The 15,084-nt window shown below is 69.6% G+C and carries 16 protein-coding genes and 1 riboswitch; of the genes, 10 read left to right on the top strand and 6 right to left on the bottom strand.

The genetic code is table 11. The features are described 5' to 3' along the window. Window positions 1-30: 30 nt before the first annotated feature. The 5 genes from panD to ACXC9Q_RS38460 form a co-directional block, all read right to left on the bottom strand. Entirely contained in the window at window positions 31-453 is a 423-nt protein-coding gene (gene panD, locus ACXC9Q_RS38480; RefSeq protein WP_457061700.1) for an aspartate 1-decarboxylase, read from the bottom strand. 140 nt (window positions 454-593) lie between these two features. Then, a complete protein-coding gene (locus ACXC9Q_RS38475) occupies window positions 594-2,015 on the bottom strand; it encodes an FGGY family carbohydrate kinase (protein WP_457061698.1) in 1,422 nt (473 codons plus the stop codon). Between the two features lie 18 nt (window positions 2,016-2,033). Beyond that, complete coding sequence (locus ACXC9Q_RS38470; protein ID WP_457061696.1) at window positions 2,034-3,431, bottom strand: alpha,alpha-trehalose-phosphate synthase (UDP-forming); 1,398 nt, start codon at window positions 3,429-3,431, stop codon at window positions 2,034-2,036. A gap of 7 nt (window positions 3,432-3,438) precedes the next feature. Further along, window positions 3,439-4,440, bottom strand: coding sequence for a Gfo/Idh/MocA family protein (locus ACXC9Q_RS38465; RefSeq protein ID WP_457061694.1), 1,002 nt, complete (start codon window positions 4,438-4,440; stop codon window positions 3,439-3,441). Beyond that, window positions 4,431-5,834 (bottom strand): amidase, encoded by a 1,404-nt coding sequence (locus ACXC9Q_RS38460; RefSeq protein WP_457061692.1) that lies wholly within the window; start codon window positions 5,832-5,834, stop codon window positions 4,431-4,433. Before ACXC9Q_RS38460 ends, ACXC9Q_RS38465 begins: the two co-directional genes overlap by 10 nt. Window positions 5,835-5,983: 149 nt before the next feature. On the opposite strand from ACXC9Q_RS38460, the gene ACXC9Q_RS38455 reads away from it, so the two are divergent. The 3 genes from ACXC9Q_RS38455 to otsB are packed head-to-tail and all read left to right on the top strand — an operon-like array spanning window position 5,984 to window position 7,760. After that, a complete protein-coding gene (locus ACXC9Q_RS38455) occupies window positions 5,984-6,292 on the top strand; it encodes a DUF3263 domain-containing protein (RefSeq protein WP_457061691.1) in 309 nt (102 codons plus the stop codon). A 2-nt stretch (window positions 6,293-6,294) separates the two neighbouring features. After that, window positions 6,295-6,930 (top strand): LytR C-terminal domain-containing protein, encoded by a 636-nt coding sequence (locus tag ACXC9Q_RS38450; protein ID WP_457061690.1) that lies wholly within the window; start codon window positions 6,295-6,297, stop codon window positions 6,928-6,930. Next, window positions 6,927-7,760: a trehalose-phosphatase gene (gene otsB / locus ACXC9Q_RS38445; protein WP_457061688.1), complete on the top strand. Its 834-nt coding sequence runs from the start codon at window positions 6,927-6,929 to the stop codon at window positions 7,758-7,760. The genes ACXC9Q_RS38450 and otsB overlap by 4 nt, the downstream gene beginning before the upstream one ends. Here the strand turns inward: otsB and ACXC9Q_RS38440 are convergent. Further along, a complete protein-coding gene (locus tag ACXC9Q_RS38440; RefSeq protein WP_457061686.1) occupies window positions 7,726-8,079 on the bottom strand; it encodes a hypothetical protein in 354 nt (117 codons plus the stop codon). The genes otsB and ACXC9Q_RS38440 overlap by 35 nt on opposite strands. A gap of 226 nt (window positions 8,080-8,305) precedes the next feature. On the opposite strand from ACXC9Q_RS38440, the gene ACXC9Q_RS38435 reads away from it, so the two are divergent. From ACXC9Q_RS38435 to ACXC9Q_RS38405, 7 genes are all read left to right on the top strand, one after another. Next, entirely contained in the window at window positions 8,306-9,469 is a 1,164-nt protein-coding gene (locus ACXC9Q_RS38435) for a Fic family protein (RefSeq protein WP_457061684.1), read from the top strand. Between the two features lie 29 nt (window positions 9,470-9,498). Next, window positions 9,499-10,446 (top strand): DNA-3-methyladenine glycosylase family protein, encoded by a 948-nt coding sequence (locus ACXC9Q_RS38430; protein ID WP_457061682.1) that lies wholly within the window; start codon window positions 9,499-9,501, stop codon window positions 10,444-10,446. A gap of 27 nt (window positions 10,447-10,473) precedes the next feature. Further along, the gene (locus ACXC9Q_RS38425) at window positions 10,474-11,730 is read left to right on the top strand and encodes a cation:proton antiporter (RefSeq protein ID WP_457061680.1); all 1,257 of its coding nucleotides are present in this window, start codon (window positions 10,474-10,476) and stop codon (window positions 11,728-11,730) included. Window positions 11,731-11,795: 65 nt separating this feature from the next. Continuing rightward, window positions 11,796-11,935, top strand: a riboswitch (SAM riboswitch). Window positions 11,936-11,948: 13 nt separating this feature from the next. Then, window positions 11,949-13,211: a threonine synthase gene (gene thrC / locus ACXC9Q_RS38420; protein ID WP_457061678.1), complete on the top strand. Its 1,263-nt coding sequence runs from the start codon at window positions 11,949-11,951 to the stop codon at window positions 13,209-13,211. After that, on the top strand, window positions 13,208-13,483 hold the full coding sequence (locus ACXC9Q_RS38415) for a ubiquitin-like small modifier protein 1 (protein ID WP_328523962.1): 276 nt from the start codon (window positions 13,208-13,210) through the stop codon (window positions 13,481-13,483). The genes thrC and ACXC9Q_RS38415 overlap by 4 nt, the downstream gene beginning before the upstream one ends. Before the next feature lie 50 nt (window positions 13,484-13,533). Further along, a complete protein-coding gene (locus ACXC9Q_RS38410) occupies window positions 13,534-13,914 on the top strand; it encodes a VOC family protein (RefSeq protein ID WP_457061676.1) in 381 nt (126 codons plus the stop codon). A 13-nt stretch (window positions 13,915-13,927) separates the two neighbouring features. After that, a complete protein-coding gene (locus ACXC9Q_RS38405) occupies window positions 13,928-14,950 on the top strand; it encodes a zinc-dependent alcohol dehydrogenase family protein (RefSeq protein WP_457061675.1) in 1,023 nt (340 codons plus the stop codon). Window positions 14,951-15,084: the final 134 nt, after the last annotated feature.

Raw genomic sequence — 15,084 nt, 5'->3', positions numbered from 1 at the left:
CCAGTCCTCATCTCGGCGCGCGGTCTGCGTTCAGCGCTTGGTGTGCAAATGGTCACCGCGGAGCGTGCCGCTGTCGGGCAGCGCCTCGGCGGGGTCCGAGCCGATGCGGGTGATCGCATTGTGCTCGTCCACGAAGACTACGCTCGGCTCGAACACCTTCGCCTCCGTGGTGTCCAACATCCCGTACGCGATCAGGATGACCAGATCGCCCGGGTGGATCAGGTGCGCCGCGGCCCCGTTGATCCCGACCACCCCGGACCCCCGCGGCCCCTCGATCAGGTACGTCGACAGCCGGTTCCCGTTGGTGATGTCGACGATGTCGACCTTCTCGCCGGGCAGCAGGTCGGCCGCCGCCATCAGCCCGGCGTCCAGCGTGCACGACCCGACGTAATCCAGATCGGCCTGCGTCACCGTCGCCCGGTGCACCTTCGACTTCATCATCTCCCGCAGCATGCGCGCCATGATCCAGCCTGGCCCCCACACTGTCAGTGGCGACCGTCACCTGCCCGGGCCCCGTGCCAGTCCGGGGAGGGTTCTACCCCCGTGAGGGGACATTTCCCTCCCCAGTCGACGCAGACGCAGCACCAGCGGTGCTAGATGTGGGAGGCCTGGATTGCGAGGGCGCGCAGGCGCTCGTAGCGCGACCGTAGGGCCGCGACTCGCTCGACCTCGGCATCCACCGGGATGAGGTGTTCGCCGCCAGGCGCGGGAGACAACCCGAGGGCCACGGCCGCTGCGCCGCGGGCGCCGACTTCGGCCTCGGCACAGACCGTCGTGGGGCGGGAGAACGTCGCGGTCGCGCAGCGGCGCAACCAGGCGGATGCGTCGATGCTGCCGCCGCCCAGTACGACGTCCAGTTGCCGCCCGAACACCGCATCGAGCATCCGTAGCCCGCGGTCGATCTCCAGCGCCGCGCCCTGCAACGCCCCGGCCAGCACGCCGGAGGCGTCGTCGTCGAAGGACAGGCCGAAGAACACCCCGGACCCGCTCGGCACGGTCGCCGGCGGCCTGGTTCCGGCCATGAACGGGATCGCGATCACCCGGGACGCTCCGATCGGTACGCCGACCGGCTCGTGGGACTCCAGTCGCAGCAGGCTGGTCAGCCAGGCGTACACGTTCCCGGCCGCGGAGAAGGCCATCCCGGTCACCGCCCGCTGGTCGTCGACCCGGTAGCGCCACAGCTCCCACGGCAGCTCCGGTGCATCGTCGATCGGATGCACGACGCGTACGGCGGCCGACGTCCCCACGGTCACCGCCGCAGTGGTCTCGTCGTACCCACCGGACCCGACGTTCGACGCGGCGCCGTCCCCGGTCGGCGGATGCACCGGTACGCCGACCAGCCCGGGCCAGCGGCGTCCGTACTCGGCGGACAACGACCCGGTCCATCCGGTCGGAACGATCGGTGGCAGCCGGTCGGCCTTGACCTGGGCGATCTCGAGCGCCTCGTCGTCGTACAAGCCCGTGGCGAGGTCGAGCGTGCCGGTCCCGGAGGCGACCGACACCGAGGTGACGCGCTCGCCGGTCAGCCGCTCCAGCACCAGGTCGGGCAGGCCGGCGAATGTCGCGGGGGACGACGATGACAGCAGCCACGGGATCCGCCGGGTCCAGTAGAGCCGGTGCAGCCAGGCGCCGGTGCGGGCGTGGAAGGCGTGCTCGTCGAACGACGAGCCCAGGTCGAGGTCGACGGATCGCGTGTCCGCCCAGGTGATCACCGGCGTCAGCGCGTCACCCTTGTTGTCGAGGGCAACGATCGAGTGCCACTGCGAGGACAGCACGATCGCGGCGATGCCGTCGAGGTGACCGTTCTGCTGGAGTAAGTCCAGGCAGCCCAGCAGCCCCTCGACGTACTCGTGCAGATCCAGGGTCGCCGAGCCGCCGGTGGCATAGGTGGGCGAGATCTTGTGCCGGGCCAGGGCACCGGGGATCGGTGCTGCGTCGTCGGCGGACAACACCAGGGCGCGGGACGACGACGTACCCAGGTCAAGCGCCAGTACCCGGCCGTCGATCGTGCTCATTGGGCCGGCGCCCGGCTGTCAGTCTTCGTCATGCAGCGCCTTCAGGAAGCTCGCCGCCCACACGTTCACGTCGTGCGCGGCCAGGTGCTTGCGCATCGCCTTCATCCGGCGGCCGAGCTGCCGGTCGTCGGTGTTCATCGCGTCGACGATCGTGTCCTTCATGCCGTTGATGTCGTGCGGGTTCACCAGGAACGCCTGCCGGAACTCGTCCGCCGCGCCGGCGAACTCGCTCAGCACCAGTGCACCCGTGTCGTCGTACCGGGTGGCGACGTACTCCTTGGCGACCAGGTTCATGCCGTCGCGGAGCGGGGTCACCACGGCGACGTCCGCGGCCCGGAACAGCGCGGCCATCTCGGTCCGCGAGTACGACGTGTGCAGGTAGTTGATCGCCGGCGTGCCGATCCGGCCGTGTTCGCCGTTGATCCGGCCGACCAGCAGCTCGATCTCGTCGCGAAGTACGCGGTACTGCTCCACGCGCTCCCGCGACGGCGTCGCCACCTGGATGAAGACGGCGTCGTCGACCGAGACCCGGCCCTCGTCCAGGAGTTCACCGAAGGCGCGCAGTCGTTGCCGGATGCCCTTGGTGTAATCGAGCCGGTCCACCCCGAGCAGGATGTGCGCGGGATTGCCGACCTCCTCGCGCATCTCGGCGGCGCGGGCGAGAGTCTCCGGCTTGCGGGCGAGGGTCTCCAGCTCGCCGACGTCGATGGAGATCGGGAACGCCTTGGCCCGGACGATCCGGTCGTCGGGCAGGTGGATGCGGTCGCCGCGAGTCCGCAGGCCCATCCGGTTGCGGGCCAGGCGGGCGAAGTTCGAGGCGGCGCCGGGTCTCTGGAAGCCGACCAGGTCCGCGCCCATCAGCCCGTCCAGGATCTGCCGCCGCCACGGCATCTGCGCGAACAGCTCGGTCGGCGGGAACGGGATGTGCAGGAAGAACCCGATCCGTACGTCGGGCCGCAGCCGGCGCAGCATCGCCGGAACCAGCTGCAGCTGGTAGTCGTGCACCCAGACGTCCGCGCCGTCGTCGGCGGCGTCCGCGGCGGCCTCGGCGAACCGGCGGTTCACCGCCACGTACGACTCCCACCACTCACGGTGGAACTCCGGGGCCACGATCACGTCGTGGTACAGCGGCCAGAGTGTGGCGTTGGAGAAGCCCTCGTAGTACAGCTGCACGTCCTCGGCCGACAGCATCACCGGCACCAGATGCATCCCGTCGGCCTCGAACGGGTCCACCTTCTCGTCCGCGCTCCCGGTCCAGCCGATCCACGCGCCGTGGTGCCGCTGCATCACCGGCGCCAGGGCGGTGACCAATCCGCCGGGACTGCGGCGCCACGCCGTACTGCCGTCGGGCATCTCGATCCGGTCGACCGGCAGCCGGTTGGCCACCACCACGAAGGAACTTCGTCCGTTCGGCATATCAGCGTCATCCACTCAGGTCGTCGTCGTCACCGGGGTAGCGGACCCCGATCTGGCTCCGGGTCTCGTCGAGCAGTTCGAGGATCTCGAGTGTCGAGGCATGCGGCAGCGACGGCACCTCGGTCCGTCCGTCGCGCAGCGCCTGCATCACTGCGGTGGCTTCGTAGTGGTACCCAAGGCCATGCACCGGTACGTCGATCCGCTCCGCCCCGGCCGCCGTACTGCGCACGTAGTACTCGGGGTGGTGGAAGCGGTGTGGCAGCTGCAGACTGCCCTCCGGGCCACTCACCGACGCCACCCACGGGTTCTGCGACCGCAGCCCGCAGGTGAGCGCCGCGACAGCGCCGGAGTCGTAGCGCCAGGCCATCGCCACATTCAGGTCGATGCCGTCGTCGTTGAGCGAGCCGACGGCCTTCAGTTCGGCCGGGCGACCCAGAGCCATATAGGCGAACGTCATCGGATAGATGCCGCCGTCCATCAGCGAGCCACCACCGAGCGCCGGGTCGAGCAGACGGGTCGGCAACGACGGCTTGTAGAAGGCGAAGTCCGCGACCACTTGCTGTGGCTCGCCGATCACACCGCTGTCCAGATCCTTGAAGAAGGCCTGGATGACCGGGTTGGTCCGCATCCACATCGCCTCGGCGAACAGCGTCTTGTGCTCGGTGGCGACCGCGATCAGGTCGCGGGCCTGCTCGGCGGTCAGCGTGACCGGCTTCTCGCAGAGGACCGCGACTCCGGCCTGTAACGCGGCACGGGCGATCGCGTAGTGCTGTGGGTGTGGTGTACCGATGTAGATCACGTCGACGGTGCCCGAGTCGATCAGCCGGCGGTAGTCGCCGTACCCGTGCTCGATGCCGAACTCGGCGGCGAAACGGTCTGCGCTGGTCTGGGAACGGGACGCGACCGCGGTCACCTCGGCGTCGTCTGCGAGTAGCTTCAGATCCCTCGTGAACGACGTCGAGATGTTGCCCGTAGCAACGATGCCCCACCTGACGCGATCTACACCCACTGGGTTAACTCCGGGGTCGGGAACGGTCCGTCTGCTGCGATTCTCGCTGTTTCGAAGGCGTGAGCCAAGCGAATGAGCGTGGCATCACTCCGCGCGGTGCCACTGAACGTGATCCCGACCGGCAATCCGGCGACCAGCCCGGACGGCACCGAGAGCAGCGGGTAGCCGGCCAGGGCGGCGTGGGAGGACGAGCTGCCGAGCACGTGGTCGCCGTTGACCAGGTCGATGGTCCAGGCCGGGGAGTACGACGGGCAGACCAGCGCGTCGAGCTGGTTGTCCCGGAGCAGGCCGTCGATCCCGTCCCGGCCCGCCCGGAGAGCCGTCAGCCGGGAGGCGACATAGATCGGGGAACTCAGCCCCTCCGTGGCGGCGGCCCGCTCGAACAGCTCCTGGCCGAACCACTGCAGCTCGACGTCCGCATGCTCCCGGTTGAATGCGATCAACTCGTCCAGCGTCCGCGGGCCGCCGGGCACCCGCGTGGCCAGATACGCCGTCAGGTCGACCTTGAGCTCGTGGGCCAGCACCTGGAGCTGGTCCTCGTCCCCACCGGGTGTCGGCAACGACAGATGGTCAACCAGCGTGGCTCCGCACCGGCTGAGCGTCTCCAGCGCCTGCTCGGTGACCTGGTCGAGGCCGGTCGAGTAGCCCCAGAGCGGACCCCGCGGTACGCCGATCCGCATGTCGCGGAGGTCGGCACCACGGCAATGCTCGGTGTAGTCGGTCCTGCTGCCGGTCATCACCGAGAGCAGGGCTGCCGCCTGGGTGACGGTCCTGGTCATCGGTCCGGCGGTGTCCTGCGAGTGTGAGATCGGAACGATGCCCTGCTGCGGGATGAGGCCCACTGTGGGCTTCAGGCCGACGATGCCGTTCAGTGCGGCCGGGCAGACGATCGAACCGTTGGTCTCGGTGCCGATGGCGTAGTCGGCGAGCCCTGCGGCGACCGCTGCGCCCGATCCGCTCGAGGAGCCGCCGGCCGAGCGGTTCAACGCGTACGGGTTGCGGGTCAGACCGCCGTACGCGCTCCAGCCGGAGGAGGACGCCGAGCCGCGGAAGTTGGCCCACTCGCTCAGGTTGGTCTTGCCCAGGACGACGCAGCCCGCCTCACGGAGCCGCCGTACCAGTGGGGCGTCGTCCGGTGGCGGTGGCTGATCGGCCAGCGCCAGGGAGCCGGCCGTGGTCGGCAGGTCGGCGGTGTCGATGTTGTCCTTGACCAGGACCGGTACGCCGTGCAGCGGGCCGCGGACGCGGCCGTCGCCACGCTCCGTGTCGAGTTGGGCGGCTTGGGTGAGAGCGGCGGGGTTGGGCGTGCAGATGGCGTTGACCAGCGGGTCCACCTCACGGCTCTTGGCCTGCAGCTCTTCCACCAGCGCCATGCTGGAGAGAGTTGAGCTCACCCCTTCGATCCTGCCAGAGTTGACCGCGTCTGGCTGTCCGCTCAACGACACGCTTCGTGTCGCCCGACCGGTGAATGACATCGCTGTTGTTCAACCCGTAGTGTGGAGCTCGGACGGACGATCACCGACCGCACAGGAGTTACCAGCAGATGGACAGCGCCAACGCCAGCTCTCCCGGCCCCGCCGAAGCTGCGCCGCCGGCCATTGCCGGACTCTCCGAGCGTGACGGGGCAATCCTCGCGTTCGAGCGGCACTGGTGGAAGTACGCCGGTGCCAAGGAGCAGGCGATCCGGGACCAGTTCCAGATGTCGGCCACCCGCTACTACCAGGTCCTGAACGCACTGATCGACCGGCCCGAGGCTCTCGCTCACGACCCGCTGTTGGTCAAGCGCCTGCGCCGCCTCCGCGCGGCCCGTCAGCGCGCCCGCTCCGCACGCCGCTTGGGTATCGAGGTCTGACCATGTTCCGCCCGAAGGGCGACGACCGGGGGCAGGTGCTCTCGTCGCTCGTCGCTGTGGCCGCGGTCGTCGCGATCGTGGCCGGTCTCCTGGTGCTGTTCGGTACGCGCGGGCACGACAGCAAGGCCGACGAGCCGTCGGGCGCGACAACCCCGAAGCCAAGCACGAAGCCCACCTCCGGGCCGTCGACGATCGCCGCCAGCATCCCCGGGCCGTCGTCGAAGCCGACCGAGCCGGCTACCACGCCTACGCAGCCCCCGTCGTCCACGCCGACCACCGCGCCGACGACCGAGCCGAGCTCGCAGCCGACCCAGCCGCCGGCGACCCAGGCTCCGGCAACCCAGCCGACGACCATCCCGCCGGCTGAGCGACCGGCCGCGGAGATCTACAACAACACGCCGCGCAAGGGCCTGGCCGACTCGGTCGCGGGCCGCGCCCGGCAGGCGGGCTGGACCGTGGCCGGCGCCGACAACTGGCACGGCAAGATCGCCGAGAGCACCGTCTACTACCCGCCGGGCATGCTCGTCGCCGCCAACGAGCTCGCCCGCGACATCGGCGTCGGCCGGACCAAGGGCGCGCTGGACAACATGAAGAAGGACCGCCTCACCGTGATCCTGACCTCGGACTACGCGGGATGAGTACTCCGGTCATCCAGACCGACGCCGGCCGCGAAGGGTGGGAGGCGATCGTCGCCGACCCGGCCACCGCGGTGATCTCCACCGACTTCGACGGCGTACTCGCGCCCCTCGTCGAGGACCCGGCCATGTCCCGGCCGGTCGAGGGCTCCCTCGACGCATTGGCCCGGCTGGCCCGCTCGGTGCAGCAGGTGGCGATCGTCACCGGCCGTCCGGCGCTCGTGGCCACCGAGCTCACCGGTGTGACGGGCCATCCCGGCCTCGGGAGCCTCGTCGTACTGGGGCACTACGGGCTGGAGCGGTGGGACGCGGCGACCGGGATGGTGACCAGTGACCCGGTCCCGGCCGGCGTTGCCGAAGCGCGCTCGCGAATGCCGGAGCTGCTGCGCGAGGCAGGGGTGCCGGACGCCTATGTGGAGGACAAGGAAAGCTCGCTGGCCGTGCACACGCGCCGGCTCGCCGATCCGACCGGTGCGCTGGACAGACTGCGTACGCCGCTCACCGAGCTGGCCGAGTCGACCGAGCTGCGCCTGGAGCCCGGCAACCTGGTCCTGGAGCTCCGGCCACCGGGCATCGACAAGGGCGTCGCGCTCCGACGGCTGATCGAGTCCACGGGCGCCCGGTCGATCCTCTACGCCGGTGACGACCTCGGCGACCTGGCTGCGTTCCGGGCGGTCGAAGAACATCGCAAGACCGGACTGCGCGCCGTACTGCTGGCCACCCGCTCGTCCAACGCGACCGAGCTGATCCAGGCCGCGGACATCGTGGTGGACGACCCCACGGGTGTGGTGACTGTCCTCACGGCCCTTTCGGACGCGATCGCAGCACGCTGAACGCCTGCGTCACGGTCTTGCCGATCGGCTGGATCGGCCGTTCGACATAGCCACCGTCCTTGAGGCTGGCCAGTCGCTCGAACGGGTTGCGCGAGGCCGGGTCGCCGGTGAGCAGGAACGAGATCACCACGCCGACGACGTACAGCGGGAACATCGGCAACCCGAGCAGGCAGAAGTACTGCCATGAGTGCCGCTCCTCGTGCCGCACCAGCGCCGCGTCGTCGAAGTACGTGCGCTCGTTCTTGCTCAGGACGACGTTCCCGATCGTGAACGCCCCCGCGATCGGAAACCCCAGCTTGTACCCGTTCGCGAAGTACAACCCCCGCGGCCCCGACTGACCCGGGCCCGCCCGATCACCCCGACCGCGAGCCCGACCAAGGTCGTCAGGTTGACGAAGTTCCCCACCACCTTCACCCGCTGCCACCCGGTCATGGGCCTCAGTATCGGCTCGGTGACCGCGCTTTGTCTCGATGTCGCAATCATTAGGACCTCGGCGTAGGATGTCCTAAGAATTAAGACATAGAGACATCGGGACATCGAGGCCAATGACCATCTTCAGCACGCCGGAGCCGGATCTCGAGGATCGACAGGTCCTCGAGCAGATCCACGCGTTCCGATCCGAGCTCACCGACATCCTCCGCGTGCCTCGGCGCTGGGCGGGCGGGCTGCGGCGGAGCATGCTCGCCCGGGCGATCCAGGGCTCCAACAGCATCGAGGGGTACGACGTCAAGCTCGACGACGCGGTGGCCGCGTTGGATGACGAGGAGGCGTTGAGCACCGACGAGCGTACGTTCGCCGAGATCCGGGGATATCGGCAGGCGCTCGGCTACGTGCTGGCGATGGCGAAGGACGCGGACTTCCGGCTGGACGTGTCGGCCGTTCGTGGCATGCATTTCATGATGCTGAGCCACGACCTGGCCAAGAGTCCGGGCAGCTATCGGCAGGGTGTCGTCTATGTGCATGACGAGACCACCGGCGAGAACGTCTACGAGGGCCCGCCTGCGGACGAGGTGCCCGATCTCGTGGCCGAGTTGATGGACGGGTTGGACGCCGTCGGAGCGGCGGATCCCCTCGTGGACGCGGCGATGGCGCACCTGAACCTGGTGATGATCCATCCGTTCCGGGACGGCAACGGCCGGATGGCCAGAGCCCTGCAGACGCTAGTTTTGTCCCGCGGAGGAATTGGCGAGCCGGCGTTCTCCAGCATCGAGGAGTGGCTGGGCAGCAACACCGAGGACTACTACCGGGTGCTGGCCGCGACCGGCGCGGGGGCGTGGCATCCCGAGCGGTCGGCCGCACTCTGGGTCAAGTTCAACCTGCGCGCGCATCACATCCAGGCGCAGACGGTGCGGCGGCGGTACCGGGAGGCGGGCAAGCTGTGGCTGGCTTTCGATGAGCTGATCTCGCAGTTCGGCTTGGCGGAGCGCGTCGCTGACGAGCTGTTCGACGCGTCGCTCGGCTTCCGGATGCGCCGCTCGACGTATGTCCGCCGAGCGGGCATCGAGGAGCGGACAGCCAGCCGCGACCTGGCGAGGCTCACCGAACTGGGGCTGCTGCGCTCGGTCGGTGAGACCAAAGGGCGGCATTACGTGATGGGCGATCGCCTCGCCGACCTTGTGCAGAACGCACTCTCCACCCGCGAGCCGCTGGTCGATCCCTACCCCTGGATGCGCGAGCGGGTGGCCGGGGCGCCGACGCCGATCCGCTAGTTGTCCGTGGGGTGAGTAAGACTTGGCGGGTGAGTTCGGTGGTGCGGGTCTGGCGGGCTGGGCGGGTGGTGGATCCGCATTCGGTGATCGGAGGGCTGCGGAAGGGGCCGGGGGACCCGGCGTACGTGTTCGATCCGGGGCGACGGACCGTGTGGCGGGCGACTCGGACGCCGGACGGACCGGTGCTCTTGCGGCTGACGCCGTACGCCGGGGAGGTGGAGGCCGAGGCCTGGGGGCCGGGGGCTTCGTGGGCGCTCGACGGGGTGCCGGAGTTGCTGGGCGACGCGGACAGTTGGGACGGGTTCGAGCCGTTGCCGGAGCACCGCGCGCTGGTGGATGCGGCGCGGCGGTTCCCGCATGTCCGGGTGCCGCGGACGCGGGCGGTGTTCGAGGCGATGGCGGCCGCGGGGATCGAGCAGGTCGTCACTGGCAAGGAGGCGTTCCGCGCCTGGCGGGTCCTGCTCCGTGAGTACGGCGAACCCGCGCCGGGCCCGACTGCGCCGGACGGCCGCGTGATGATGGTGCCGCCGGCGCCGGAGGAGTGGCGGCTGATCCCGTCGTGGCAATGGCTGCGGGCCGGCGTGGAGAACCGCCGGTCCCGCGTGGTCGTGACAGCGGCGACCCGGGCGAAGGCGCTGGAACGGACGCTCGAGCTGACCGACTCGGCCGAGATCGAGCGGCGGCTGCGATCGCTCCCGGGCGTCGGGGTGTGGACCGCGGCCGAGGTGCGGCAGCGCGCCCACGGCGACGCCGACGCGTTCTCGTTCGCGGACTATCACGTGTCCCGCGACGTCTCCTACGCCCTCATCGGCGAAGAGCTCGACGACGAGGGCTGCGCCGAACTCATCGAGCCGTACCGCGGTCATCGCTTCCGCGTCCAGCGCCTGTTGGAGCTCACCGGAATCGGCCATCCCCGCTACGGCCCGCGCATGGCGCTGCCCACGCACACGCCCGGCGCGACGCATCGCTTGAGGTAGCTTCGCCAGGGGCACAGGATCGCCACCATGACGATCAACGGGGACGGGCTCTACCTGGTGGCAGGGCTGGCCCTGTTGCTCGGTGCGGTGCTGCCGCGCATGCTCCGCCGGTACGCCGTCTCGGCGCCGATCGGGTTCCTCGGCGCCGGCGTACTGCTGGGCCTGGCCGTCGACCGTACCCATCTAAGCCCGATCGTGGAGTCAGGGATCGTCGAGCACCTCGCCGAGCTGACGATCCTGGTCGCGTTGATGGGCGTCGGCCTGGCGATCGACCGGCCGATCGGATGGCGCCGATGGATGGTGACCTGGCGTCTCCTGCTGGTGGCCATGCCTGCCTGCATTGCCGCGGTTGCCGGCGCCGGCTGGCTGCTCGGGCTGGCCCCGGCGACCGCGCTGCTGCTGGGCGCAGTCCTCGCCCCGACCGATCCGGTGCTCGCTTCGGACGTCCAGGTGCAGGGGCCGTCGACCGGCGCGGGCGCCGAGCCGGAGGAGGACGACGAGGTCCGCTTCGCGCTCACCTCTGAGGCCGGTCTGAACGACGGTCTGGCCTTCCCGTTCGTGTACGCCGCGGTGTTCGGGGTCACCAAGGGGTCCGTGGGCAACTGGGCGCTCGAGTGGTTCGCCTGGGACCTGGTCGGCCGGATCGCGATCGGGGTGGCGGTCGGTGCGGGCGTGGGCTGGTTGCTTGGCCGGATGGCCTTTTCCGCGCCTTCGCGGACCTTCCGCCTGGCCGACTCACGCGAACCCGTGCTGGCCCTCGCGATGACGCTAGGTGTCTACGGTCTCGCTCAGGTGCTCCATGGCTACGGCTTCCTGGCAGTGTTCGTCGCGGCTCTGACGCTCCGGGCGGCCGAGCGGCAGCACGACTTCCACGAGGAACTGCACGGATTCGTCGAGCAACTCGAGCACATCCTCACCTGGGGGATTCTGCTGCTGTTGGGATCGGCGATCACGGCCGGGCTGCTCCGCCCGCTGACCGTGGCCGGCGCCGCGCTGGGACTGCTGCTGGTGCTGGTGATCCGACCGGTGACCGCGTGGGTCGCGCTGGCCGGGACCCCGATGCGCCGCTCCGAACGATGGGTGACGGCCGCATTCGGAGTGCGTGGTGTCGGGTCGGTGTTCTATCTGGCGTACGCCGGCGCCGCGTTCCACACGGATCTGCCCTGGTTGTGGGCGACGGTCGGTTTCACCGTCGTACTGAGCGTGGTCGTTCACGGCGTCGCGGCGACGCCGATGATGCGAATGCTCGACGTGCGCCGGGGCCTCCAGGATCGGCCGGGCTGAGATCGCGCGTCTCGAATAGTGGGAACGGAAGACACAATATGGACCGTATTGGGTAATCTCGGGGGAGCTCATCCAGAGGGACTGAGGGAAACGGCCCGTTGAAGTCCCGGCAACCCTCCCCGTTGAGGTCCCAGTCCGGGGCCCTCGCGGCGGAACGGTGCCAAATCCGTCCCGTGCCGAGATCCGGTTCCGGGGAAGATGAGAGGGGAACCTCACTCATGAGCCTGACCGCCGCCACCCACACGATCCGCGAAGGTGCCTTCGGCAACGGTACGCACCTGAGCTGTCGCGCCTGCGGGGCGAAGTCGCCGCTCGGTCCGTTCTACGCCTGTATGGAGTGCTTCGGTCCGCTCGAGGTCGGGTACGAGTACCCGACGATCACGCGGGAGCAGATCGAGGCCGGTCCCAAGAACATCTGGCGCTACCAGCCCTTGCTGCCCGTCCCGGTCGATGTGGCCAGCTTCCCGAACACCGAGCCCGGCTACACCCGGCTCGTCGACGCGCAGAACCTGGCCCGCGAGCTGGGGCTGCGCAAGCTCTGGGTGAAGGACGACTCCGGCAACCCGACCCACTCCTTCAAGGACCGCGTGGTCGCGTCCGCCCTGAGCGCCACCCGCGAGCTCGGCATGACGGTCTTCGCCTGCCCCTCCACCGGCAACCTGGCCAACGCCGTCGCCGCGGCGGCCGCCCGCGCCGGCATCCGCTCGGTCGTGTTCATCCCGCACGACCTCGAGCGCCCGAAGGTGATCACCACCGCCGTGTACGGCGGGACCCTGGTCGCCGTCGAGGGCAACTACGACGACGTGAACAAGCTGGCCTCTGAGATCGCCGGCGAGGAGGAGGGCTGGGCGTTCGTCAACGTCAACGTGCGGCCGTACTACTCCGAAGGCTCCAAGACGCTGGCCTTCGAGATCGCCGAGCAGCTCGGCTGGCGGCTGCCGCAGCAGATCGTGATCCCGGTCGCGTCCGGCTCGCAGCTGACCAAGATCGACAAGGGCTTCACCGAGCTCGGCAAGCTCGGCCTGGTCGACGCCACCGACTACAAGGTGTACGGCGCTCAGGCCACCGGCTGCTCGCCCGTGGCGCAGGCGTTCCGGGACGGCCACGACGTGGTCAAGCCTGTTCGCCCGGACACCATCGCCAAGTCGCTGGCGATCGGGAACCCGGCTGACGGACCGTACGTGCTCGACGTCGCCCGCCGTACCGGTGGAGCGATCGAGGACGTCAGCGACGAGGAAGTCATCGAGGGCATCCAGTTGCTGGCCCGGACCGAGGGCATCTTCGCCGAGACCGCGGGCGGGGTGACGGTCGCGACGCTGAGGAAGCTGATCGCCACCGGGCAGCTCGACCCCGAGGCCGAGACCGTGATCATCAACTCCGGCGACGGGCTGAAGACGCTCGACGCCGTGGCCGACCGGGTCGGCCCCAAGGTGACCATCCCCGCGTCGTACGACGCCTTCGTGAAGGCAGGCCTGCAGTGAGTGTGAGCGTTCGCGTCCCGACCATCCTGCGGCCCTACACCCAGGGCGTGTCCGAGGTGTCCGCCGAGGGTTCGACGCTGATCGAGGTGCTCGACTCGCTCGACGGCTCGTACCCGGGCATCAAGGGCCGGGTCCTGGACGAGTCGGGCGAGCTGCGCCGGTTCGTGAACGTGTACGTCGACGACGACGACGTACGCTTCGCCGACGGCCTGCAGACGTCGATCAAGGACGGCGGGCAGGTCTCGATCATCCCGGCGGTCGCCGGCGGCTGAGCTGTTGTTCCGGGCGTGGATCGTCCGGAATGCGCGTTAGCGTTAACGCTATGGCGACCAACTGGACCCTTGGTGGGGACGCGGCCGAGCCGCAGCGGCTGGCGGAGTTCTGGGCGGCGGCGCTCGGCTACATCCTCGAGCCCGGGTACGACGACCCGGACGGAGCCTCGATCGTGGACCCCGACGACGTCGGGCCGGCGATCGGGTTCCTCCGGGTGCCCGAGCCCAAGACCTCGAAGAACCGGCTGCACATCGACATCCGCGTGGCCGGCCCGACCCGTGACGACGTGACCGCCGACCGGATGCGCGCCAAGGCTTTGGAGCTCGTCGGCCTCGGTGCGACCCAGGTCCGCGAGGAGTTCTACGGTCCCGACGTCCTCGGCCACATCGTGATGCTCGATCCCGAGGGCAACGAGTTCTGCGTCGGCTGACTACGATGCCTTGGTGCGCGCTGTCGTCATCGAGGAGTACGCCGTTCTGCCCGTCGTACGCGAGGTTCCGCGGCCTGAGCCGGCGGAGGGTGCGGTCGTCCTGAAGGTCGAGGCGACCGGGCTGTGCCGAAGTGACTGGCACGGGTGGATGGGCCACGACGCGAACATCGTGCTGCCGCACGTGCCGGGTCATGAGCTCGCCGGGACGATCGCCGCCGTCGGTGCGGGAGTCACGGGGTGGCAGATCGGCGACCGGGTGACGACGCCGTTCATCTGCGCGTGCGGGTCCTGTGAGCAGTGCCGCGAGGGCAATCAGCAGGTCTGCGTTCGTCAGCAGCAGCCCGGCTTCACCTACTGGGGCTCGTTCGCCGAGTACGTCGCCGTGCCGTACGCACAGGTCAACCTGGTCCGCCTGCCCGATGAGCTGGACTTCGCCACCGCGGCAGGGCTCGGCTGCCGCTTCGCCACGTCGTTCCGCGCCATCCGCCAGGTCGGCCGGCTCACCGCCGGCGAAACCGTCGCGATCTTCGGCTGCGGCGGCGTCGGCCTCTCCGCCGTGATGATCGCCGCATCCCTGGGCGCCCGGGTGATTGCAGTCGACACCAACCCGTCGGCGTTGAAGCTGGCCCGCGAGTACGGCGCCGCCGACGTGCTGGTGGCGTCACCGGCCACCGTCCAGGACATCCGCGACCTCACCGCCGGCGGCGCCCACGCGACGATGGACGCCCTAGGCTCCAACGACATCGTCCAACAAGCCCTGCAAGCCCTCCGCCCCCGCGGCCGCCACCTCCAGGTCGGCCTCCTCCCATCCGGCGTCCACCTGGACGTCAGCCGCTTGATCGGCCAGGAACTCCAGTGGCTAGGCAGCCACGGCATGCCCGCCCACGCCTACCCCGAGCTGCTGCAACTTGTTGCTGAGGGCAACCTCAACCCCGCAGGCCTGATCACCCGCACCATCACCCTGGAAGAAACCCCAGCCGCTCTCGCCGCGTTGTCGGACGGCACCCCCGCCGGCGTCACCATCATCCGCCCCTGACGCCGCCCCCGAACCCAGGCCCAGACCCCGGCCAGCGCCCGCCCTGCACTTCCCGCCCATTTCAGGGGTCAACCCCAAAGCCGGTTAGTTAGGTGGGTTGGGGTGGTGTCAAGGGCGTGTTGGACGTGGAGCAG

This window comes from Kribbella sp. CWNU-51 (assembly GCF_054073265.1).
Note: the sequence above shows the minus strand (reverse complement) of the source record. Positions and strands in the feature narration are given on the sequence as shown.

What these genes read in the sequence shown, in the direction of transcription:
- otsB (WP_457061688.1), top strand. Translation starts at nt 6,927, where the DNA reads ATGAGTACTCCGGTCATCCAGACCGACGCCGGCCGCGAAGGGTGGGAG.
- ACXC9Q_RS38470 (WP_457061696.1), bottom strand. Translation starts at nt 3,431, where the DNA reads ATGCCGAACGGACGAAGTTCCTTCGTGGTGGTGGCCAACCGGCTGCCG.
- panD (WP_457061700.1), bottom strand. Translation starts at nt 453, where the DNA reads ATGCTGCGGGAGATGATGAAGTCGAAGGTGCACCGGGCGACGGTGACG.
- thrC (WP_457061678.1), top strand. Translation starts at nt 11,949, where the DNA reads ATGAGCCTGACCGCCGCCACCCACACGATCCGCGAAGGTGCCTTCGGC.
- ACXC9Q_RS38425 (WP_457061680.1), top strand. Translation starts at nt 10,474, where the DNA reads ATGACGATCAACGGGGACGGGCTCTACCTGGTGGCAGGGCTGGCCCTG.
- ACXC9Q_RS38455 (WP_457061691.1), top strand. Translation starts at nt 5,984, where the DNA reads ATGGACAGCGCCAACGCCAGCTCTCCCGGCCCCGCCGAAGCTGCGCCG.
- ACXC9Q_RS38435 (WP_457061684.1), top strand. Translation starts at nt 8,306, where the DNA reads ATGACCATCTTCAGCACGCCGGAGCCGGATCTCGAGGATCGACAGGTC.
- ACXC9Q_RS38410 (WP_457061676.1), top strand. Translation starts at nt 13,534, where the DNA reads ATGGCGACCAACTGGACCCTTGGTGGGGACGCGGCCGAGCCGCAGCGG.
- ACXC9Q_RS38475 (WP_457061698.1), bottom strand. Translation starts at nt 2,015, where the DNA reads ATGAGCACGATCGACGGCCGGGTACTGGCGCTTGACCTGGGTACGTCG.
- ACXC9Q_RS38450 (WP_457061690.1), top strand. Translation starts at nt 6,295, where the DNA reads ATGTTCCGCCCGAAGGGCGACGACCGGGGGCAGGTGCTCTCGTCGCTC.